18 protein-coding genes are annotated in these 22,595 nt (G+C 65.9%); 14 read left to right on the top strand and 4 right to left on the bottom strand.

The window, feature by feature from the left end:
* Positions 1-65 precede the first annotated feature (65 nt).
* The 3 genes from ACZK29_RS14635 to ACZK29_RS14625 all read left to right on the top strand — a co-directional run bounded on the left by ACZK29_RS14635 (position 66) and on the right by ACZK29_RS14625 (position 2,573).
* A complete protein-coding gene (locus ACZK29_RS14635) occupies positions 66-1,214 on the top strand; it encodes a pyridoxal phosphate-dependent aminotransferase (RefSeq protein ID WP_459047087.1) in 1,149 nt (382 codons plus the stop codon).
* A gap of 14 nt (positions 1,215-1,228) precedes the next feature.
* The gene (locus ACZK29_RS14630) at positions 1,229-2,035 is read left to right on the top strand and encodes an amidohydrolase (protein WP_111202838.1); all 807 of its coding nucleotides are present in this window, start codon (positions 1,229-1,231) and stop codon (positions 2,033-2,035) included.
* Between the two features lie 103 nt (positions 2,036-2,138).
* On the top strand, positions 2,139-2,573 hold the full coding sequence (locus ACZK29_RS14625; RefSeq protein ID WP_111202837.1) for a hypothetical protein: 435 nt from the start codon (positions 2,139-2,141) through the stop codon (positions 2,571-2,573).
* Here ACZK29_RS14625 and ACZK29_RS14620 read toward each other — a convergent pair.
* A complete protein-coding gene (locus ACZK29_RS14620) occupies positions 2,560-3,690 on the bottom strand; it encodes an MFS transporter (RefSeq protein WP_164146679.1) in 1,131 nt (376 codons plus the stop codon). The two genes, ACZK29_RS14625 and ACZK29_RS14620, sit on opposite strands and share 14 nt — an antisense overlap.
* 90 nt (positions 3,691-3,780) lie before the next feature.
* Between ACZK29_RS14620 and ACZK29_RS14615 the strand changes: the two genes are divergently transcribed.
* Positions 3,781-4,569: an AraC family transcriptional regulator gene (locus ACZK29_RS14615; RefSeq protein ID WP_111202834.1), complete on the top strand. Its 789-nt coding sequence runs from the start codon at positions 3,781-3,783 to the stop codon at positions 4,567-4,569.
* A gap of 116 nt (positions 4,570-4,685) precedes the next feature.
* Here the strand turns inward: ACZK29_RS14615 and ACZK29_RS14610 are convergent, their stop codons facing one another.
* The 3 genes from ACZK29_RS14610 to ACZK29_RS14600 are packed head-to-tail and all read right to left on the bottom strand — an operon-like array spanning position 4,686 to position 8,107.
* Positions 4,686-6,320, bottom strand: coding sequence for a pseudouridine synthase (locus tag ACZK29_RS14610; protein ID WP_111202833.1), 1,635 nt, complete (start codon positions 6,318-6,320; stop codon positions 4,686-4,688).
* Positions 6,313-7,188, bottom strand: coding sequence for an SMC-Scp complex subunit ScpB (scpB, locus tag ACZK29_RS14605; RefSeq protein WP_164146680.1), 876 nt, complete (start codon positions 7,186-7,188; stop codon positions 6,313-6,315). The genes ACZK29_RS14610 and scpB overlap by 8 nt, the downstream gene beginning before the upstream one ends.
* A gap of 13 nt (positions 7,189-7,201) precedes the next feature.
* On the bottom strand, positions 7,202-8,107 hold the full coding sequence (locus tag ACZK29_RS14600; RefSeq protein ID WP_111202831.1) for a segregation and condensation protein A: 906 nt from the start codon (positions 8,105-8,107) through the stop codon (positions 7,202-7,204).
* 374 nt (positions 8,108-8,481) lie between these two features.
* Between ACZK29_RS14600 and ACZK29_RS14595 the strand changes: the two genes are divergently transcribed.
* From ACZK29_RS14595 to ACZK29_RS14550, 10 genes are all read left to right on the top strand, one after another.
* Positions 8,482-8,781, top strand: a complete 300-nt coding sequence (locus tag ACZK29_RS14595) for a YciI family protein (RefSeq protein WP_111202830.1) — start codon at positions 8,482-8,484, stop codon at positions 8,779-8,781.
* A gap of 20 nt (positions 8,782-8,801) precedes the next feature.
* The gene (locus ACZK29_RS14590; RefSeq protein WP_111202829.1) at positions 8,802-9,053 is read left to right on the top strand and encodes a BolA family protein; all 252 of its coding nucleotides are present in this window, start codon (positions 8,802-8,804) and stop codon (positions 9,051-9,053) included.
* 149 nt (positions 9,054-9,202) lie between these two features.
* Positions 9,203-10,240: a LacI family DNA-binding transcriptional regulator gene (locus ACZK29_RS14585; RefSeq protein ID WP_111202828.1), complete on the top strand. Its 1,038-nt coding sequence runs from the start codon at positions 9,203-9,205 to the stop codon at positions 10,238-10,240.
* 76 nt (positions 10,241-10,316) lie between these two features.
* On the top strand, positions 10,317-13,397 hold the full coding sequence (locus ACZK29_RS14580) for a TonB-dependent receptor (RefSeq protein ID WP_024956628.1): 3,081 nt from the start codon (positions 10,317-10,319) through the stop codon (positions 13,395-13,397).
* A 247-nt stretch (positions 13,398-13,644) separates the two neighbouring features.
* Entirely contained in the window at positions 13,645-15,249 is a 1,605-nt protein-coding gene (locus ACZK29_RS14575; protein WP_024956629.1) for a glucoamylase family protein, read from the top strand.
* A 4-nt stretch (positions 15,250-15,253) separates the two neighbouring features.
* Positions 15,254-16,594, top strand: a complete 1,341-nt coding sequence (locus ACZK29_RS14570) for a sugar ABC transporter substrate-binding protein (protein ID WP_478446191.1) — start codon at positions 15,254-15,256, stop codon at positions 16,592-16,594.
* Positions 16,591-17,472 carry a carbohydrate ABC transporter permease gene (locus ACZK29_RS14565; RefSeq protein WP_005410323.1) on the top strand — a complete coding sequence of 294 codons (882 nt, stop codon included), beginning with the start codon at positions 16,591-16,593 and terminating at the stop codon, positions 17,470-17,472. The genes ACZK29_RS14570 and ACZK29_RS14565 overlap by 4 nt, the downstream gene beginning before the upstream one ends.
* Positions 17,469-18,305 carry a carbohydrate ABC transporter permease gene (locus ACZK29_RS14560; RefSeq protein ID WP_005410322.1) on the top strand — a complete coding sequence of 279 codons (837 nt, stop codon included), beginning with the start codon at positions 17,469-17,471 and terminating at the stop codon, positions 18,303-18,305. The genes ACZK29_RS14565 and ACZK29_RS14560 overlap by 4 nt, the downstream gene beginning before the upstream one ends.
* Positions 18,302-21,469: a discoidin domain-containing protein gene (locus ACZK29_RS14555; RefSeq protein ID WP_478446190.1), complete on the top strand. Its 3,168-nt coding sequence runs from the start codon at positions 18,302-18,304 to the stop codon at positions 21,467-21,469. The genes ACZK29_RS14560 and ACZK29_RS14555 overlap by 4 nt, the downstream gene beginning before the upstream one ends.
* Before the next feature lie 2 nt (positions 21,470-21,471).
* Positions 21,472-22,356 carry an endonuclease/exonuclease/phosphatase family protein gene (locus ACZK29_RS14550; RefSeq protein WP_478446189.1) on the top strand — a complete coding sequence of 295 codons (885 nt, stop codon included), beginning with the start codon at positions 21,472-21,474 and terminating at the stop codon, positions 22,354-22,356.
* The last annotated feature ends 239 nt before the right edge of the window (positions 22,357-22,595 follow it).

The following is a 22,595-nucleotide window of genomic DNA, read 5'->3' as shown; positions in this document are numbered from 1 at the left end:
GCTGGCACTACCGAAGCGGGGATTGCGTAAACTCAGGCGTCTGTCTCCCCATATCCCTCAGGCCGATGCAACCCAACACCAAGCTGCCCAAGGTCGGTACCACGATCTTCACCGTGATGTCCCAGCTCGCCGCCGAACACGGCGCGGTCAACCTGGGCCAGGGTTTCCCGGACTTTTCCGCGCCGCAGCGCCTGATCGATGAGACCGCCAAGGCGATGGCCGCCGGGTTCAACCAGTACCCGCCGATGACCGGCGTGGCGCCGCTGCGCCAGGCCATCGCGCAGAAGGCACTGGACTGCTACGGCGCGCAGGTCGATGCGGACAGCGAGATCACCGTCACCAGTGGCGGTACCGAGGCCATCTTCAACGCCATCCACGCCGTGGTGCGTGCCGGCGAAGAAGTGATCGTGCTCGACCCGGCGTATGACTGCTATGAACCGGCGATCGACCTGGCCGGTGCCAAGGCCGTGCATGTGTCGCTGGATCCGCAGACCTTCGCCGTTGACTGGGACCGCGTGCGTGCGGCGATCACCCCGCGCACCCGCATGCTGATCGTCAACACCCCGCACAACCCGTCCGGTGCGATGCTGTCTGCCCAGGACATGCAGGCGCTGGCCGAACTGCTGCGGGGCACGCAGATCTACCTGATTTCCGATGAAGTGTATGAGCACATCATCTATGACGGTCGCCGCCATGAATCGGCGCTGCGCTACCCGGAACTGCGCGAGCGCGCGTTCGTCATCTCCAGCTTCGGCAAGACCTACCACTGCACCGGCTGGAAGATCGGCTATGCAATCGCGCCGCCGGCGCTGACCGCCGAATTCCGCAAGGTGCACCAGTACAACACCTTCACCAGTTTCGGCCCGGCACAGTACGGCTTCGCCGCGATGATCCGCGACGAGCCGGAACACCACCTGGAGCTGGGCGCGTTCTACCAGGCCAAGCGCGACCGTTTCCGCGAGCAGCTGGCCGGCACCCGCCTGAAGGCGTTGCCGGTGCCGGGCGGCTATTTCCAGCTGGTCGACTACTCGGCCATCAGTGACCTGCCGGACCACGAGTTCGTGAAGTGGCTGACCATCGAGAAGGGCGTGACTGCCATCCCGCTGTCGCCGTTCTACGAGAATCCGCCGGCCGGCCAGCGCCTGGTGCGCCTGTGCTTCGCCAAGAATGAAGCGACCATGGACGCGGCGATCGAACGCCTGCGCCTGCTGTGAGCGGAGCAGTGACCATGCATGACCTGCGCATTTCCCTCGTCCAGGGCGACACCCGCTGGCACGACCCGGCCGGCAACCGCGCCTACTACGGCGCGCTGCTGGCACCGCTGGCCGGCACCACCGACCTGGTGATCCTGCCGGAGACCTTCACCAGTGGCTTCTCCAACGAGGCCATTGCCCAGGCCGAAGGCATGGACGGTCCGACCGTGGCCTGGGTGCGCGAACAGGCCAAGGACTTGAACGCGGCGGTGATCGGCAGCGTCCAGCTGCGCGACGGCGAAGGCGTCTACAACCGCCTGCTGTTCGCCACGCCCGACGGCAACCTGGAGTACTACGACAAGCGCCACCTGTTCCGTTACGGCGGCGAGCACGAGCGCTATGCCGCCGGTCGCGACCGCCTGAGCGTGGAATGGAAGGGCTGGCGGATCAATCCGCAGGTCTGCTACGACCTGCGTTTCCCGGTGTTCTGCCGCAATCGCTTCAATGTGGAGCGTCCGCAGCAGCTGGATTTCGACCTGCAGATCTTCGTCGCCAACTGGCCGTCGGCGCGCGCCTATGCGTGGAAGACGCTGCTGCGTGCACGTGCGATCGAAAACCTGTGCTTCGTGGCAGCGGTAAACCGTGTCGGTGTCGATGGCAACCAGCTGCACTACGCCGGCGACAGCGCGGTGCTGGATTTCCTCGGCCAGCCGCAGGTGGAGGTCCGCGAACGCGAACAGGTGGTCACCACCACCATCTCGGCCGAGGCGCTGGCCGCACACCGCGCGCGTTTCCCGGCGATGCTCGATGCCGATGCCTTCCACCTGGACGAACAGGCCTGAGTAACGGCCTGAACACTGCCGCACCAGCGCGCGCGCCTGCATCCAACGTGCACGCGCGCGCTGCTAGATTCGCCGGCAGTCCGACCGAACTGGAAGTCCTGCCATGAACAAGCCCTTCGCCCTGCTGCTGGCCCTGTCTGCCGCATCGCTGGCCCCGGCCGCGCACGCCGCCGGCAACCTCGACTGCGAGCTGCGCTACAACCTCTCTGGCTGGTCGCTGATCTACAAGACCGCCTCCGGCAATGGCACGGTCACCTGCAGCAATGGCGCCAGCCTGCCGGTGCGCATCGAAGTGAAGGGCGGCGGCCTGACCGTGGGCAAGTCGAAGATCACCAATGGCCGCGGCAGCTTCACCGGCGCCGTGAGCGTCAACGAACTGCTGGGTACCTACGCCTCGGTGGGTGCACATGCCGGTGCGGTGAAGTCCAGCAATGCGCAGGTCATGACCAAGGGCGACATCTCGCTGGCCCTGTCCGGCACCGGCAAGGGCTGGGACCTGGGCGTGGACGGCGCCGCTTTCACCATCAGCCGGCGTTGAGCCGGGCCCGCCGCTGCACCCACAGGCCAAGCAGGCCGCACGCGATGAGGGTCGGTGCCAGGAGCTGCAGTGCCCCGACCACGGCCATCGCCACGCCGATCAACAGGTAGTAGAGCAGTCCGAACAGGGCACCGGCACTGCCCAGGCAATGTGGATATCCGCGCAGGGCCTGACCCAGCACATTGGGAATGGCCAGGCCGAATCCCGTCACCACCGGCACCATTGCCACGACCAGCGCTGGATGATCCTGCAGCAGTGCAGCCAACAGGCCACCGGCCAGCACCAGCCCTGCGGCGAGCCGGATGCGCGTGGCCGAGGCAAGGCCTGCGCGCAGCAGGCGAGCATTGCCCCATGCACCCAGCGCCGAGCCCAGTGCCAGCACCGCGCCGCTGGCACCGAACCAGGCCAGCGGCCAGTGCAGGCGCTCGAACACGAATGGGCCCAGCGCGTACCAGCTGTACATGGCCACGTTGAACGCCATCACCAGCAGCGCCTGTGACCAGATCCAGCGATCACGCAGCAGTTGCCGCAGCAGTGGCAGCAGGGGCGTGTGCACGACTTCGGCAGGGCGGCTCTCCTGCAGGCCGGATGCGCATCCGAGCATCAGCAGGACGACCATCAGCAGCAGGCCGGCCTGCACGCCGGCATAGCCATGGCTGTCCACCAGCAGCACACCCAGTGCCAGCCCGATCGCCGGGCTCAAGGCCAGCGCCATGCCGATCCACGAGAACACCTGCGCCAACGCGGGTCCCTTCAGGTGGTCGCGCAGTACGGTCTGGGTGACGACCGAGGCCGCCGCCGCACCCAGTGCGGCCAGTGCCTGTGCCAGCAGGACCTGGCCGAAGGTGCTGGCCAGCAGGCCGCCGCAGGCGGCCAGTGCGAACACGGCCAGGCCGCAGAGCAGGGCAGGGCGACGACCGATACGATCGGCCAGGCGCCCCCACAGCAGCACGCCTGCAGCGAAGCCGAACAGGTACAGGCTCATGGCCTGGCTGGCGGCACTCGGCGGCAGGGCGAAGCGTTCGGCCAGATCGGCCAGGGCCGGGCTGTACAGGGTCTGTGCCAACTGCGGGAACATCAGCAGTGCAATGGCGAGCAACAACAGGCGGCGCGACATGCGGGCGCTCCAGGAACAGGGCCGCGCATTGTGGTCGCGTCCGCAATGGCGCACTCTGTCTATCCTGTCATCGAATGTATGAAATCAGACATGGCCTGGTTGCAGCCGCACGCGCACTTCGACGCCGATGCCTGGAGCGCTCCGGTGCTGGGGATCGCAGCCTCACTGGCGGATCACGACTCGGGTTGGCACCAGCATGCACGCGCGCAGCTGCTGTACACCCGGCAGGGCTGCACGCGCCTGACCTACGGTGATCGCATCAGCCTGCTGCCGCCCGCGCGCGCCGCGTGGATTCCGGGCGGGCTGCGCCATCGCGCGCAGATGCGCCAGGCGGTCGACTACCGTTCGTTGTACTTCGATGCCACGCTGTCGGCCCAACTGCCCCGGCAGCCGGCGATCATCGGCGTGGGGCCGCTGCTGCAGGCCTTGCTGGAGCCGATCGCACAGGCGCCATTCGACCATGACTGGCAGTCGCCGCGCGCGCACCACCAACTGGCGTTGTGCGTGCTGGAAATCGCTGCTGCACCGGTGGCGCCGATGGACCTGCCTCTGCCTCGTGATCCGCGGATCGCACGGTGCCTCCCGGTGGCCGAACAGCTGCCGCCCGAACTGGGTGAGCTCGCCGCGCGTGCGGGCCTGAGCGTGCGCACGGTCGGCCGGTTGATGCAACGCGATACCGGCATGGGCTATCAGGCCTGGCGCCAGCAATGGCGACTGATGCGGGCCATGGAGTTGCTGCTGCTGGGTCATCGCGTCGCGCATGTGGCGCAGGACACCGGCTTCTCCGCCGAGAGCCCGTTCATCGCCTTCTTCCGCAGCATGACCGGCACCACGCCCGCCGCGTTCCAGCGCCACGCAAAAGGGAGCGGAAGGGATTAAGTCGCTTTCGCCTCTTCGACACAGGCCGTGGCAAAAACGACTTAATCCCCTCCGTCCCCTTTTCAACGAAAAACCCCGGCCTGCGCCGGGGTTTTTCATTTCAGGCGTGCCGGTGATCAGCCGCCGCGCGGGCCGCTGCGGCGCGGGCCGCCCGGACCGCGGTTGCCGCCGGGGCCACCCGGGCCACGGTTGCCACCCGGACCGCCGGGGCCGCGATTGCCGCCCGGACCACGGTTGCCACCACCCGGACCGCGGCCGCCCGGACGGGCGCCCTGCGCCGGCTTGGGGCTGCCATACGGGTTGAAGCCCGGGGTGGCGTGGTCGGACGGGAAGCTCGGGGCGTTGCCCGGATGGCCGTACGGGTGCTTGTTACCCTGGCCCTGCGAGCGGTTGCCGCCACCGGCCGGACGACCCTGGCCGCCTGCGCCGCCACGGCCTTCACCACCAAAACCGCCACGGCCCTGGCCGCCACCGGCGCCAGCGCCCGGACCCTTCGGCTTGCCGTACGGACGGCCCTGGCCGCCTGCGCCCGGACCACGGGCACCCGGGCCACGGGCACCCGGACCTGCATTGCGATGGCCGCTCGGGCCGGTGCTCACGCCATCCGGCACGTACCAGGTGCGGAACGCGGCCGGGTTGCCTTCCGGCAGCGAACGGTCGTTCTTCTGGGTGCGCTGCTTGAACGGCTTCTGCGACTGCTTGGCTGCTGCTTCACCGCTGACCGTCAGGCCACCCTTGAAGCCACCGCCCTTGCCACCGCGGCCACGGCCGCGGTCTTCGCGCACGTTGTCGAAACGACGCAGCTCGCGGCCTTCGTCAGCCGTGTTATGGCCGTTGACGTAGGCATTGCCACGGCCACCTTCGCGCACGCGCACGGTGGTCTTGGCGGCCCGACGCTGGCCGATCACCGGCTGCAGGGTCAGTGCCGACGGCGCGCCTTCTTCCAGCTTCAGCTGTGCACGCAGGGCTTCCACCTGAGTGGTGCCCAGTTCCACCGAATGGCCACGGGCCAGTTCGCGCGGCAGGCTCACCTTGCCATAGCGGGTGCGCTTCAGGCGGCTGACCTGGCAGCCCTGCGACTCCCACAGGCGGCGCACTTCGCGGTTGCGGCCTTCCTTCACCACGACGCGGAACCAGTCGTGCGAGTCGGTGCCACCGATGCGTTCGATCTCGTCGAACTTGGCCGGGCCGTCTTCCAGTGCCACGCCGCGGGCGAGGCGGTCGACGATGGCGTCGGAGACCTTCTCCTCGCCTTCCGGGGCACGCACGCGCACCACGTACTCGCGCTCGACCTCGAACGACGGGTGCATCATGGCGTTGGCCAGTTCACCGTCGGTGGTGGCCAGCAGCAGACCGGTGGTGTTGATGTCCAGGCGGCCGATCGCGATCCAGCGCGCGCCCTTCAGTGGCGGCAGCGATTCGAACACGGTCGGGCGGCCTTCGGGGTCTTCGCGGGTGGTCACTTCGCCTTCCGGCTTGTTGTAGACCAGCACGCGCGACGGTTCGGCCAGGGCGGTGGCGACGAAGCCGCGGCCATCCAGCTCGATCTTGTCGCCGCTCTTGACCGACATGCCGGTCTGCGCGACTTCACCGTTGACCTTGACCAGGCCTTCGGCGATGCGCTGTTCCAGCGCGCGGCGCGAACCCAGGCCGGCCTGGGCCAGCACCTTGTGCAGGCGCTCTTCCAGCTTGAACTGTTCGGAGGTGGCTTCGCGCTTGAGCGAGAGCTTGTTACGGGGGGTGTCACTCATCAGTTTTGCTCCGGCCGACGGTTTCGAGGTCGGCCTCTGGTTCGGAATCGGCTTGGTCAACAGCCACGGTCGTCATCGCGACGGCGTTGTCTTCGCGTTCGTTCAGGGTCACCGCGCGCTCGCCCGGCGCGGAATCGGGGTGCCCATCATCGAGGGGCGAAGGTGCTTGCTCATCGGAAGCCGACGCAGACGCTGCGTCGGCGGAATCGGGGGTCTCGCTGCCGGCCAGGCCGGTGTCATCGTTCGCGGCAGTGCCGTCGGCGCCAGCCGAAATGTCCGGACCATCGGCGCTGGCGGCGGCCGGTGCGTCACGGTCCAGGGCCAGCTGCGGTTCCAGCTCGCCCAGGTCCTTCAGTTCCGACAGCGGCGGCAGCTCGTCCAGACGCTTCAGGCCGAAGTAGTCCAGAAAGCCCTTGGTGGTGCCGAACAGGGCAGGCTTGCCGGGCACGTCGCGGTGGCCGACCACGCGGATCCACTCGCGCTCTTCCAGTGCCTGGATGATGTTGCTGCTGACCGCCACGCCGCGCACCTGCTCGATCTCGCCACGGGTGATCGGCTGCCGGTAGGCAATCAGCGCCAGGGTTTCCAGGGTGGCACGGGTGTAGCGGGTCTTGCGTTCGGTCCACAGCCGGCTGATCCAGCCATGCACTTCGCCGGTCACCTGGTAGCGGAAGCCGGAGGCGACCTCGACCAGTTCCACGCCACGGCCTTCGCAGGCTTCGCGCAGGCGCTCAAGCGCACGTTCGATGCTGCCCGGCGGTGCCGGCTCCTCTTCCGGGAACAGGTCTTTCAGCTGGGCCAGGGTGAGCGGCTGGCTGGAGGCCAGCAGGGCACCCTCGACAATGCGGTTGATCAGCGTTTGGTCCATCGGCAGTCAGCGCTCACTCGTTCTCGTTGGCGGCGTCGTTGTCGTCGAACTCGCTGCTGAACTGCAGCGGGGCATTGGTGTTGCCGGCCGCCAGCGACTTCACGTAGATCGGCGCCAGCGGTTCTTCCTGGACGATGTCCAGCAGCTGTTCCTTGGCCAGTTCCAGCACCGCCAGGAACGTGACCAGCACGCCCAGCTTGCCTTCCTCAGCAGTGAACAGCCCTTCAAAACGATAGAACTTGCCGTCTTCCAGGCGCCCCAGCACTTCGCCCATGCGTTGCCGCACGCTCAGTGCTTCACGCTTGATCGCGTGGCCACTGAACAGCTCGGCGCGCTTGAGCACGTCGTGCAGGGCCAGCAGCATTTCCTTCAGGTCCACCGGTGGCGGCAGCTTCACCGCAGCGCGGTCGGGCATGAAGGCATGGGCCACGCTGGTGTCGCGGTCCTGGCGGGGCAGGGCATCGATGTCCTCGGCGGCCTGCTTGAAGCGTTCGTACTCCTGCAGCCGGCGCACCAGCTCGGCGCGCGGATCGGCCTCATCGCCGTCTTCGCTGACCGGGCGCGGCAGCAGCATGCGCGACTTCACTTCGGCCAGGATCGCGGCCATCACCAGGTACTCGGCGGCCAGCTCGAAGCGCAGCTCGCGCATCACTGTGATGTATTCCACGTACTGCCGGGTGATCTCGGCCACGGGAATGTCCAGTACGTCCAGGTTCTGGCGGCGGATCAGGTACAGCAGCAGGTCCAGCGGGCCCTCGAAGGCATCCAGGATGACTTCCAGCGCGTCCGGCGGAATGTACAGGTCCTGCGGAATCTGCAGGACCGGTTGCCCATGCACCACGGCCAGCGGCATTTCCTGCTGCTGGGGGGCGGGCGGCCGGGTTGGCGGGTTCGCGTCGAGCGCGAGTTCGGAAGTCATCTAATGGACATCAGGATTGCAACGGACCAGTCGCGGCACCGGGTTCGCCGGGCCAGCGCCACGGAGCCCCAGGGCACCAGACACGCCGGGATCGGCGCGATTCCACACATATCAAACAGCAGGACGCGCCGCAGGAAACGGCAGCGACGGAACTACGGGGAGGTCGTCTACGTGGCCCGGCCAGGTGGGCCGGTTTGAAGCAGCGGGACGGTCGTCGGGGGCTGCGTTGGCCGCAAAAACCGACGGGCTGCTGCATCCAGCCACGTGCAATGGAGCCTAGGGTAAGCCTTTGTCGGGCCAGTGTCCAGCCGGGCCGGGGCGGGGGCCGCATTGGCTAGAATCTGCGCACCCGACAACGCAAGCGAGGAAATGCCGTGTGGTATGTGATTGAAGGCTATGACGGCCGGGATGTGCTGGCACAGCGACTGCAGGCACGTCCGGAACACCTGGCGCGCCTGCACGCGCTGCGCGACGAAGGCCGCCTGCTGCTGGCCGGACCGTGCCCGGCAGTAGACAGCGAGGAGCCGGGCCCGGCCGGCTTCAGTGGTTCGGTGGTGATCGCGCAGTTCGAGTCGCTCGTGCAGGCCCAGGCCTGGGCTGATGCCGACCCTTACGTAGCCGCGGGCGTCTACACCCATGTACAGGTGCGTCCGTTCCGCAAGGTCCTGCCGTGAACGCGGAGCGGATCGAGCGGATGCGTGACGCACTGCAGCACGCGCTGGCCCCCAGCGTGCTGGAAATCGAAGACGACAGTCATCGTCATGCCGGCCACGCCGGTGCGCGCGATGGCCGCGGCCATTTCAACGTGCATGTGGTCAGTGAACGCTTCGCCGGACTGGGTCCACTGGCCCGGCATCGCGCGGTCTATGCCGCGCTGGGCGCGATGATGGAGACCGACATCCACGCGCTGTCCATTCGCGCATTGACCCCGTCAGAACAGGGCTGAGCCCTTGTCCCACACTGTCCTGGCGGGTCCGTCTGCGGGCCCGCCACAGACAGATTTCCATGTCCATTTCAGGACATTCGCCTAACGGACTGTTTACAAGCCCAGATGGAAACGCTTACATTCCGCGCCAATGCTGGTAGGTCCAAGCCGTGGAGGGCGGCTTCGTGAACAAGGCAGCTATCACAATCAAAGACGTCGCTCGCGAAGCCCGGGTCTCCGTGGCCACGGTTTCCCGCGCGCTCAACGGGCATGAAAATGTCGCCGAACCGGTCCGCCAGCTTGTGCTGGAGGTGGCCGCACGGCTGCGTTACACCCCGCATGCCGCCGCCCGCAGCCTCAGCAGCCGTCGCACCAATACGGTGGGCGTGGTACTGCCTGACCTGTACGGCGAATTCTTCTCCGAGCTGATGCGCGGCATCGACAACGTCGCCCGCAACCGCCGCCAGCACCTGCTGGTGTCCAGTTACCACGGTGACCAGGAGCAGCAGGGCGCGGCCCTGCGCGCCATGCGCGGCCGCGTCGACGGCCTGCTGGTGCTCTCGCCCTATGCGGAGAGCCCTGGCTTCCTGACCGACAACCTGCCGCAGTCGTTGCCAACGGTGTTGATCAACACCTATCTGCCCGGGCAGGACCACCCGGTGCTGAGCATCGATGACCATGCCGGTGCGATGGCGATGACCCGCCATCTGCTTGACGCGGGTCACCGCCGTATCGCTTTCATTTCTGGCCCGGACCTCAACTTCGACGCGCGCGAGCGCCTGCGTGGCTTCCGTGACGCGTTGGCGGCTTTCGGCAGTGACGCCGAAGGCATCGAGCTGCCCGGTGATTTCGACGAAGCTTCCGGCCATCGCGCCGGTCAGGAGTTGTTGGCAGCCGGAGCGCTGCCTGATGCCGTGTTCGCCGCCAACGACATGATGGCGCTGGGTTGCCTGTACGCCTTCACGCAGGCAGGTGTCCACGTTCCGTCCGACGTCGCCCTGGCCGGTTTCGATGACATTCCACTGGCGCGTTTCGTCCACCCGTCGCTGACCACCATGCAGGTCAGCATCGCCGAACTCGGCGATCGGGCCATGACGCGCCTGATGCAGTTGATGGACGGCACCTCCACGGATGGGACAGGGGACAAGCAGACCCTGGTTCCCCGCTTGATAGTTCGCGATTCCACCACTCCGCCATCCGGCCATTGAAGCCGGAGGCGTTCCTTCTTTTTTGATTGATCGCAGGGACCGCGCAAGCGGTTACCGCCACCCGGAGATTGAGTTGATGATGCACACCACCTTCCGCACGCCGGCGCGCCGGCTGCTGAGCACCGCACTGGTCAGCTGCCTGATGCTGGCTGCTGCTCCGAACGTCATGGCGCAGTCGGCCAATGCCAGCCTGCGCGGCCAGGTTTCCGGCGCGCAGGCCGGCGCCGAGGTGACCGCCACCAACGTGGCCACCGGCACCGTCCGTCGCGGTACCGTCCGTGCCGATGGAAGCTACTCGCTGATGGGCCTGGACCCGGGCACCTATGACGTGGTCGCCAACGGCCAGTCGCAGAAGGTCACCGTCACCGTGGCCTCGACCGCTACCCTGAACTTTGCCGGCGCTGCCAGCAGCACCCCGGGTACGACCGCAGCCACCAACCTGGACACTGTCAACGTCGTCGCGCCGACCCTGCTGCAGGAAGTGCGCACGTCCGAAGTCGGCAAGACCGTCAGCCTGCAGCAGATCCAGACCACCCCGCAGGTCTCGCGCAACTTCCTGGAGTTCGCCGACGCGGTGCCGGGCATGATCTTCACCCGCGACGCCAAGGGCAACACCTCGCTGCGCGGCGGCGCGACCAACGCTGACGGCACCAACGTCTACATCGACGGCGTGGGCCAGAAGAGCTACGTCAAGGGCGGCGGCGTGGCCGGCCAGTCCGGCAGTGCCGGTAACCCGTTCCCGCAGCTGGCCATCGGCGAGTACAAGGTCATCACCGGCAACTACAAGGCCGAGTACGGCCAGGTGTCCAGCGCCGCGATCACCGCCGCGACCAAGTCCGGTACAAACGAGTTCAAGGGCGAGACCTTCTATCGTTACACCAACGACAATATGCGTGCGATGACCCCGGCCGAACGCCAGCCGGGAAAGAGCAAGGAAGAATCGGCGGAGAAGGAATACGGCTTCGCGCTGGGCGGCCCGATCATCAAGGACAAGGCCCACTTCTTCGTGACCTACGAAGCCAAGCGTTTCGATCTGCCAGTGACCATTGCCCCGAATGGCGCGGTCACCAGCGCTGCCTCGCAGCTGCCGGCGGCGGCCGCCGCCGGCCTGGGCCCGGCCAGCCAGCCGTTCAAGCAGGACCTGATCTTCGCCAAGATCGACGTCGAGCCGACCGACAACGACCGCATCGAGTTCACAGTCCAGGATCGTGACGAGAACCAGCAGCAGTTCAGTGACCAGACCTCCAAGGAACATGGCAAGGTCACTGACAACACAGACCGTCGTTTCGCGCTGCGCTGGAATCACAGCGGTGAGCGCTTCTACAACGAGCTGATGGTCACCCACGAGAAGTCGTTCAACAACCCGCTGCCGCTGACTCTGGGCAACGGCTACGTGTACACCGCGCCGGACGGCCGTGACATCGACGGCAACACTCCGCAGGAACGCACCATTGTGGAAATCGGTGGTGCCAGCGCCTTCGCCTCGCAGGTGAAGGGCCAGAAGGGCTGGTCGATCGAAGACAACCTGACCCTGGACGGCTTGGAGTGGGCTGGCGACCACACCATCAAGATGGGTGCCAAGTACAAGAAGATCAATCTGTACGCCTCCGACGCGCAGCAGATCAACCCGCAGTTCTACTACACCGTGGGCAACCCGGAATTCGGCATTGATACGCCGTACAAGGCGCAATTCACCAAGCCGATTACTGGGGTCAGTGGCGTGTTGCCGGAAGTACGCTCGAAGACCACGCAGATCGGCTTGTTCATTCAGGACGACTGGCAGGTCAACGACCACCTGCAGTTGAACCTGGGCCTGCGCTGGGACTACGAGAAGAACCCGACCTACCTGGACTTCGTGACTCCGCCGGAAGTGGTCAGCGCGCTCAATGCGCAGGATCCGCATGGCCCGGCCGGGCAGAGCTACGCGCAGACGCTCGCGTTGAGCGGCCTGAACATCAACGACTACATCAGTAACGGCCACAACCGCAAGGCATTCAAGGATGCCTGGCAGCCGCGGCTGGGCTTCTCGTATGACATCAATGCCGACGAGCAGCATGTGATCCATGGTGGCGCCGGTCGTTCCTACGACCGTGATCTTTTCGATTACCTGGCGTTGGAAACCACCAAGCTGGCCCTGCCGCAGCCGACCGTGTACTTCCGCGACCCGCGCAGCGGAGCCTGCCTGTACGGGCAGAACCCGTGCTTCGACTGGAACCCGAACCTGCTTAATGGCATCGGCAACGTGCAGGCCCTGCTGGGCAGTACCAGCAACGAAGGCCTGGAAGTGGACCTGCTCAACAACAACTTGAAGGTGCCCTACGCGGACCAGTTCAGTCTGGGTATGAGCAACCAGATCGGGGAGTGGCTGACCGACGCCACCATCTCGCGCACGCTGACCTATGATGGCTTCGCCTACACTTTGGGCAATCGCTTCCGCAACGGCAACTTCTTCGACAACCAGATGCTGTGTGGTGCCGAAAAGCCAACCTACGGCCAACCGTGGGGTTGCAACATCCCCGGCTTCGGCAGCCTGATCATTGGCCAGCAGGGCATCAAGACCCGCGCTACCCAGATCCTGCTGTCGGCGCAGAAGCCGTACACCAAGGAAAGCGGCTGGGGTACCTCGATTGCCTATACCTGGACCACTGCGCGCCACAACCGCAACATTGACGAGCACTACTCGTTCGATCGCGGCACCATCGGCGAATACCCATACATCAAGTCCAACGGCGCGCCGCGCCACCGTCTGGTGGTCACGGGCTCCTACGATGGCTTCTGGGGCATCACCTTCGGTGGCAAGCTGACCTTGGCCACCCCGGTGGCGGGCAACGACTGGTCCTGCGTGGCACAGGCCGGCAACCCGAACTGCCTGCCGACCCCGGCCGCCGGCTACCCGGGGGGCAATGGCCGCTTCCTGCTCGGCGGCAAGATCTTCGGCTACCGGTCGCTTGACCTGCAGGCGACCAAGACCTTCAAGCTGGCCGGCGATACCGAGTTGTATGCGCGTATCGACATCATCAACGTGCTCAACTTTGACAACTTCTCCAACCTGAACTACGTGAAGAGCGACGGCAAGCTGCTGGTGAGCTACAACGAGACCGGCGACATCGTCGGTACGCCGCGCCAGGTCAAGGCCGAAGTGGGCTTCCGCTTCTAAGCCTGGATGGATGCATGACCCCGATGCCGCCGCTCCGCCGGCGGCATCGGTCGCGTGAAAACGGCAATGGCCGGCCCTGCGCCGGTCCATTGCCCATGCCGCTGCCGGTCAGGGGGCATCGGCATGGGCAATGATCGCGGTGTCAAACCACGTTTTTCGTGGTTTTTTAAGAACGCACCTTGTAAACGATTTCAGATCATTGGACGGTATGCTTTCCCATCGATCAGACCACCGGAGAAATCAGGCCATGCAGGCACGTCATCTGTTGTCCGCCGCAGCGTTGAGCCTGGCCGTGGCCGCCTGCCAGCCGGCCCAGCAGGAGCCTGCCAAGCCGCGGCCGCCGGTGATCCTGATCGAGGCCGATGCACCGCCGCGGCCGATGAAACCTGAGCTGCCGCCGCTCTTCGATGACATCGAGCGCCGCACCTTCCAGTTCTTCTGGGATACCACCAACGAGATCAATGGCCTGACCCCGGACCGCTATCCGTCGCGGCCGTTCGCCAGCATCGCCTCGGTCGGCTTCGCACTGACCGCGTATCCGATCGGCATCGAGAACGGCTGGGTCAGCCGCAACCAGGCGATCGACCGCACCCTGACTACCCTGAAATTCTTCCGCGACGTGCCGATGGGCCCGCAGCGTACCGGCAAAGCGGGTTACAAGGGCTTCTATTACCACTTCCTGGACATGCAGGAAGGCCGTCGCTACGACAGCTGGGTCGAACTGTCCTCGGTGGATACCGCGCTGCTGATGATGGGGGTGCTGTTCGCGCAGTCGTACTACGACGGTGACGATCCGCGCGAGAAGGAAATCCGCCAGATCGCCGACACGTTGTACAAGAAGGTCGACTGGCCCTGGCTGCAGCAGCGTGCGCCGCTGATCTCGATGGGCTGGTTCCCCGAGAGCGGTTTCATCGACCACGACTGGATGGGCTACAACGAGGCGATGATGGTCTACATCCTTGCCCTCGGCTCGCCGACGCACCCGGTCAGCCCGGATGCGTGGACGGTGTGGACGCGCACCTATGACAACGACTGGGGGGTCTACCAGGGCCAGGAATACCTGTCCTTCGGCCCACTGTTCGGCCACCAGTACAGCCACGTCTGGATCGACTTCCGCGACATCCAGGACGCCTACATGCGCGAGCGCGGCAGCACCTACTTCCTCAACAGCCGCTCGGCCGCACTGGCCCAGCGTGAGTACGCCATCGCCAACCCGATGCAGTGGAAGGATTACGGTGAGAACGTCTGGGGCCTGACCGCCAGCGATGGCCCGCAGAACACCACGCAGGAATACCGTGGCGAGCAGCGCCAGTTCCGCCATTACTCTTCGCGCGGGGCTGGCCTGCGCGAGAACTTCGATGACGGCACCATCGCTCCGACCGCCGCGATCGCGTCGGTGGTGTTCGCGCCGGAACAGGTGATCCCGGCCACGCTGGAGATGCACAAGCGCTACGGCGATTACATCTATTCCAGCTACGGCTTCCTGGATTCGTTCAATCCCAGCTTCAACTACGACATCCCGATCAAGACCGGCCGCGTGGTGCCGGATCGTGGCTGGGTCGCCAGCGACTACATCGCCATCGACCAGGGGCCGATCCTGACCATGATCGCCAACTATCGCAATGATTTCGTCTGGGAAGTGATGAAGAAGAACCCGTACATCCGCAAGGGCCTGGAGCGGGCGGGGTTCAGTGGTGGCTGGCTGGCGCCGGAAGGTTCGTTCCAGCCGCTGGAACTGCAGAAAGACGAAAAGGCCGCGGCGGCACGCGCGGTGGGTATCGCCGAATCACGCGCGGCTGCCGCGCAGGAACAGAAGAACAATGCCAACCGCAACACAGGCCAGGGCAAGTAACCCGATGCCGAACTGGATCGACCGTCTGCGCCGCTGGACACTGCCAGCCTTGGCCGCACTGGCCGTGGCCGGCTGCGCCCGCACCGAACCGGGCACCACCACTGTGCGCTTCTGGGCAATGGGCCGGGAAGCCGAGGTGGTCAGCGAACTGATCCATGAGTTCGAAGCCGAGAACCCGGGCATCAAGGTGGACGTGCAGAACATCCCGTGGACCGCTGCGCACGAAAAGCTGCTGACCGCGTTCGCCGCCGACGGCCTGCCGGACGTGTGCCAGCTCGGCAACACCTGGGTGCCGGAGTTCGCCGAGCTCGATGCGCTGACCCCGTTGCAGCCGTTCGTCGATCGCTCTGCCGTGGTCGATGAGAAGGATTATTTCCAGGGCATCTGGGACACCAACGTGATCCACGGCGAGCTGGTGGGCGTGCCGTGGTATGTCGATACGCGCCTGATCTACTACCGCAAGGACCTGCTGGCCAAGGCCGGCTACGACCACCCGCCGCGCACGTGGCAGGAGTGGGATGAGCAGATGGCAGCGATCAAGCGCATGCAGGGCCCGAACCGCTATGCGGTGCTGATGCCGATCAACGAGTTCGAGCAGCAGCTGTCGCTGGCACTGCAGCAGCCCGATCCGCTGCTGCGCGATGATGACACCCGCGGCAACTTCAGCAGCCCCGGCTTCCGCCGCACGCTGGCGTTCTACGCCAACATGTTCGAGCAGGGCTGGGCGCCGAAGATGTCCGAGACGCAGATCTCAAACGTCTGGGATGAGTTCTTCCGTGGCTTCAACGTCTTCTACATTTCCGGCCCATGGAACATCCGCGAGTTCAAGAAGCTGCAGCCGAAGGAACTGGAAGGGCAGTGGGGCACCGCAGCGCTGCCGGGGCCGGAGGGTCCGGGCGCGGGCATCGCCGGTGGCACCAGCCTGGTGATCTTCCGCAAGTCGCAGCAGAAGGAGGCGTCGTGGAAGCTGATCGAGTTCCTGTCGCGCCCGCAGATCCAGGCACGTTTCCATTCGATCATCGGCGACCTGCCGCCACGCCGCAGCACGTGGAGTGCGCCGTCGCTGGCCAACGATCCGCTGGCCGCAGCGTTCCGTGACCAGCTGGAGCGGGTCAAGCCGACGCCGAAGGTGCTCGAATGGGAGCGCACCGTGCAGGAAATGCGCATCGTCACCGAGAAGGTGGTGCGCGGTGGCCTGCCGCAGGACAAGGCCGTCGAAGAGCTCGACCAGCGCGTGGACAAGGTGCTGGCAAAGCGCCGCTGGATGCATGAACAACAACGCCTGCAGCAGCGCGTTCCGTCGCCGCAATCGAGCAGTGCCGTGGCCGCCGGGAGCGCGCAATGAAACGTACTTCACTCGCCGGCTGGATTTTCGCCGGTCCCTCGCTGATCGTGCTGGGCGTGTTCTTCGGCCTGCCGGTGGCTTCGGCGCTGGCGCTGAGCGTGACCGACTTCGACCTGTATGCCCTGGCTGACAGCAGCAACCTGCGCTTTGTCGGCCTCGGCAACTACATCGATCTGCTGCAGACACCGATGTTCTGGAAGTCGCTGTGGAATACCACTTACTTCGTGTTGATCGGTGTGCCCTTGTCGATCGGCGTGTCGCTGGGCGCGGCAATGCTGCTGAATGCGCCGGCCGCACGCTTCAAGGCGTTGTTCCGCACCGCGCTGTTCGCGCCGGTGGTGACCACGCTGGTGGCGGTGGCGGTGATCTGGCGCTACCTGTTCCATACCAGCTACGGCCTGGTGAACTACGGCCTGGGCCATCTGGGCATCAGCCCGATCGACTGGCTGGGCGATCCCAACTGGGCGATGCCGACCATCATGCTGTTCGCGGTGTGGAAGAACTTCGGCTACAACATGGTGATCTTCCTGGCCGGCCTGCAGGCGATCCCGCATGACCTGTACGAGGCCGCGCGCATCGACGGTGCCTCGCGCTGGAAGCAGTTCCTGCACATCACCCTGCCGATGCTCGGCCCGGTGCTGCTGGTGGTCGGGGTGATTACCGTGTCCGGCTACTTCCAGCTGTTCGCCGAACCCTACGTGATGACCCGCGGCGACCCACTGCAGAGCACCGTCAGCGTGCTGTATTTCATGTTCGAGGAAGGCTTCAAGTGGTGGAACTTGGGACGCGCCTCCGCCGTGGCGTTCCTGCTGTTCCTGATCATCCTGGCGGTGACCACCGTGATGCTGCGTTTCGGCCGCAAGAGGCAGTTGGTATGAGTCGTGAAATCGGCCAGTCGCGCTGGTACCCGTGGTTGATCAATGGTGCGTTGCTGGTGCTGGCCCTGGTCAGCCTGGCACCGCTGTTGTGGATGCTCTCGGTCTCGTTCATGCCGCAGGGCGAGGCCAGCCATTTCCCGCCGCCGCTGCTGCCTTCCAGCATCACCACGCACAACTACCATGAGCTGTTCGCGCGCACTGGCATGGGCGGCAACTTCGCCAACAGCCTGCTGGTGTCGCTCGGCATCACGGTTGGTTCGCTGCTGCTCAACACCATGGCCGGTTACGCGTTCGCCAAGCTCAACTTCGTCGGCCGCGAGCGCCTGTTCCAGGTGCTGATGGCGGCGCTGGTGATTCCGGCGCAGGTGGCGATGCTGCCGCTGTTCCTGCTGATGAAGCAGCTGGGCCTGGTCAACAGCTTCGGTGGCGTGATCGTGCCAGCGCTGGCCAGCGTGTTCGGCATCTTCCTGGTACGCCAGTACGCGCGTTCCATCCCGGACGAACTGCTGGAAGCGGCGCGCATCGACGGGGCAGGGGAGCTGCGCATCTTCTTCCAGATCGTGCTGCCGATGCTCAAGCCGGTGCTGGTGACCCTGGCGATCTTCACCTTCATGGGCGCATGGAACGATTTCATGTGGCCATTGATCGTGCTGACCGACCAGGAGCACTACACTTTGCCGGTGGCACTGGCCACCCTCTCGCGCGAGCACATCATGGACGTGGAAATGATGATGGCTGGCGCGGTGGTCACCGTGGTCCCGGTGCTGGCGCTGTTCCTGGTGCTGCAGCGGTACTACATCCAAGGTCTGTTGCTGGGGAGCGTCAAGGGATGAAGCGAGCGATCGCCGTTGGACTGGGCCTGTTGTGGACTTCCCTGGCGATCGCCGCACCTCCGGCGCTGCCGGCACCGAAGGTGCTGGACGACTTCGACGACATCGCAGCCTGGACGCTGGTGCTGTCCGACCAGGTCAGCGGTTCGCTGCGCCCGGTCAGTGGCGCCGGCGGTGGCCGCGCGCTGTGCCTGGACTACGATTTCCACGATGTCTCCGGCTATGTTGGCATCCGTCGCGCGCTGAACATCGAGTACCCGGTCAATTACCGCTTCGGCTTCCAGCTGCGCGGTGATTCACCGGGCAATGACCTGCAGTTCAAGCTGATCGACGCCAGCGGCGACAACGTCTGGTGGGTCAACCGGCCCGGTTACAGCTTCCCCAAGGCGTGGACGCCGGTCGAGTACCGGCGTCGGCAGATCGACAAGGCATGGGGGCCATCGCCCGAGAAGGAGATGGCACGCAGCGCCGCGGTTGAATTCACCATCTACAGCAAGGTCGGCGGCCGCGGCACGGTGTGCTTCGACAAGCTGACCCTGCAGGGCCTGCCGCCGCAGGATGATTCGGCGCTGGTGCCGTCGGTGATCGCCGATACCGCCACCGCGCTGCAGGACCGCATGATCGATGGCAAGAGCGATACGTTCTGGATCAGCGGTGGCGTCAAGCAGCAGACCATCAGCCTTGACCTGCACAAGAGCCGCGAGATCGGCGGTGCGGTGATCGACTGGCTGCCGAACCTGGAAGCGCGCCGCTATACCGTGCGTACCTCCGAAGATGGCCGCGACTGGCGCACCGTGCGCGAGGTGACCAGCGGCGCCGGTGGCCGTGACTGGCTGGCGCTGCCGGATACCGATGCACGCTACGTGCGCTTCGATCTGCAGGATGGCCCGAACTGGCGCTACGGCATCCGTGACATCGCACTGAAGCCGCTGGCGTTCGCCGCCACGCCCAATGCCTTCCTGTCCTCGGTGGCCGCCGATCTGCCGCGTGGCTCGCTGCCGCGCGCCTATGTGGGCGAACAGCCGTACTGGACCCTGCTCGGCCTTGATGGCGGCCAGGAACAGGCGCTGATCAGCGAGGATGGCGCGCTGGAGCCGGCCAAGGGCAGCTTCAGCATCGAGCCGTTCATCCGCCTCGATGGCAAGCTGCTGGACTGGTCAAAGGTCGCGATCACCCAGTCGTTGCAGGATCACTACCTGCCGATCGCCAATGTCGATTGGGTGCATGAAAAGGCCGGCCTGGCGGTGACCGGTTTCGTGCAGGGCACACCGGAGCGTGCGCAGCTGATCGGCCGCTACCGGCTGAGCAATCCGGACAAGGTCGCACACGAATACACCCTGGCACTGGCGATCCGGCCGTGGCAGGTCAATCCGCCCACGCAGTTCCTCAATACCGTCGGTGGCTTCAGCCGCATCGATGCACTGGATGTCGGCGAGCAGCTGGTGCGGGTCAACGGTGAGCCGCGCATCTACCCGCTGCAGGTTCCGGATGCGCGCTTTGCCAGCACGTTCGATGGCAAGCTCGATGCGATGCATCTGGCGGACGGCAAGTACCCGGCGGCCACCGCAGTGAAGGACAGCACCGGCATGGCGTCGGGCGCGTTGATCTACACGATCAAGCTCGAGCCCGGCCAGAGCCGCGAGGTGGCGGTGGTACTGCCGCAGACCGGTGGCTGGGCGCCGAAGGCGCTGGACGTGGCCAGGGCGCAGGCGCAGGTGGCCGAGCAGTGGCGGCAGAAGCTGGGCGTGGTCTCGCTGCAGGTGCCCGCTGCGGGCCAGCCGCTGGTCGACACCCTGCGCACGGCAGTCGCGCACATGCTGATCTCGCGCGTCGGGCCGCGCCTGCAGCCGGGCACGCGTTCCTATGCCCGCAGCTGGATCCGCGATGGCGCGATGATTTCCGAGGGCCTGCTGCGCATGGGGCGCAGCGATGCGGTGCGTGACTACATCAACTGGTATGCGCCGTACCAGTTCGAGAACGGCAAGGTGCCGTGCTGCGTCGACGCGCGCGGCAGCGACCCGGTGCCGGAGAACGACAGCCACGGTGAGCTGATCTACAGCATCGCCGAGTACGGGCGCTATACCGGCGACAGCACCTTCACCGAGCTGATGTGGCCGCACGTGCAGGGCGCTTACACCTACATGGAGCAGCTGCGCGCGAGCGAGCGCACCGAAGAGAACCGCGCGCGCAACCCGGCCTTCTACGGGATGATGCCGGCCTCGATCAGCCACGAGGGCTATTCGGCCAAGCCGATGCATTCGTACTGGGACAACTTCTGGGCGCTGCGCGGCTACAAGGACGCGGCACTGCTTGCGACCCAGCTGGGCAAGGTCGAGGCGATGCAGATCGCTGAATCGCGTGACCAGTTCCGTGATGACCTGCAGGCATCGCTGCTGTCGGCGATGCAGCAGCACACCATCGACTACCTGCCGGGCTCGGCCGAGCTGGGCGATTTCGATGCGACCTCGACCACGATCGCACTGGCGCCGGGCGGCGAGCAGGGCCGACTGCCGCAGCAGGCGCTGGAGGCGACCTTCGAGCGCTACTGGAAGGAGTTCGTGGCCCGTCGCGATGGCAAGCGGGAGTGGAAGGACTACACCCCGTACGAGTGGCGCAACGTGGCGGCGTTCGTGCGCCTGGGCTGGCGTGACCGCGCCTGGCAGGCCACCGAATTCTTCTTCAAGGACCGTGCGCCGCAGGCCTGGAACCAGTGGGCCGAAGTGGTCTCGCGTACCCCGCGCAAGCCGTTCTTCGTCGGTGACCTGCCGCACGCGTGGGTGGCCTCGGATTTCGTGCGTTCGGCGCTGGACATGTTCGCTTACAACCGCGACATGGACGATGCGCTGGTGCTGGCCGCTGGCGTGCCGAGCGCGTGGCTGCAGGGCGAGGGCATCGCCGTTCAGGGCCTGCGCACGCCGCAGGGCCAGCTCAATTACCGCCTGCAGCGCAGCGACAAGCAGCTGGTGCTGGAGGTACAGCCGGGCCTGCTGCCACCGGTCGGTGGCGTGGTGTTGCCGTGGCCGTACGCCGGTGACCCGGGCGAGGCGACCATCAACGGTGAAGCGGCCGAATGGGTCAACAAGGAACTGCACGTGCACCAGCTGCCGGCGCGGGTCGAGATCGATGTACCGAGCGCGGTGCGCCGCGCCGAGCGCAAGGGGCAGTAACGATGAAGCAGCAGGGGGCAAGGGTGCGCACGACCGTGCGTGCCCTGGGGCTGGCAATTGCATTGGCATTGCCGGGCGCGGTGATGGCGGCCGAGCCGGCCGCCGCGGCAGCGGCTGACGTTGCCACCGCGCCAGGCATGAGCATGGTCACCTTCAACCTGCATCATGACCGCGAGGACTGGCCAAGCCGCCGCCGCACCATCCTGGCCGAGCTCAAGCGCCTGCAGCCGGATGCGGTTGCCCTGCAGGAGGTGATCCAGCGCCGCAACGTGCGAAACCAGGCGCAATGGCTGGCCAGCCAACTCGGCTACAAGTACGTGTTCGTGTCCACCGATCCGGTCGGCGCGCCCAAACGCTACGGCAATGCACTGCTGACCCGGCGGCCGATTCTTGCCCACGGCGATCATCTGCTGCAGCCGTTGGATGACTACCGCACGGTTGCCCACCTGCGCATCGATGTCGACGGTACGCCGGTGAATGTCTACGCCACGCATCTCAACGAGCGCAGTGACGAGAGCGGGCAACGCATCCGCCGCAGCCAGGTCGAGGACCTGCTGCGCTTCATCGCTGCAACGTCGGCCGGCGCACCGGTGGTGATTGCTGGCGACTTCAATGCACTGGTGGATGCCAGCGACCTGAGCGAGCTGCGCAGCCACTACGGCGACAGCTACGGCAGCGTGCACGTGAATACCGACCTGGCCGGGGTCAGTACGCTCAACCGCCACTATTACCAGGCGCCCTCCCGGATCGACCACATCTTCTTCCAGCAGGACGAGATGGTTGCGCGCGAGGCGAAGATCCTGTTCGACCAGCCCGACGACAGCGGTCGCTGGGCCTCGGACCACTACGGCGTGTGGACCCGCCTGCAGTTCGCGCCGAAGCCCTGAGCACACCTGCTTTCGGTAGATGCCAACCCTGGTTGGCGCGAACAACGGCACCGACCAAGGTCCGGCAATCGCCACTGCGGCGCCCGTGCTGTCGGCGGCGTCCGTGTCCCTGCTTTGGTAGGTGCCAACCTTGGTTGGCACGGACGTATCCGCGTGCGTTGAATCAACGCCGCCGACCAAGGTCGGCAACTACCACGGCACGGCACAAACAGAAACGGCGGGGATCATCGATCCCCGCC

The organism is Stenotrophomonas sp. 89682_Sma, assembly GCF_056481405.1.
Note: the sequence above shows the minus strand (reverse complement) of the source record. Positions and strands in the feature narration are given on the sequence as shown.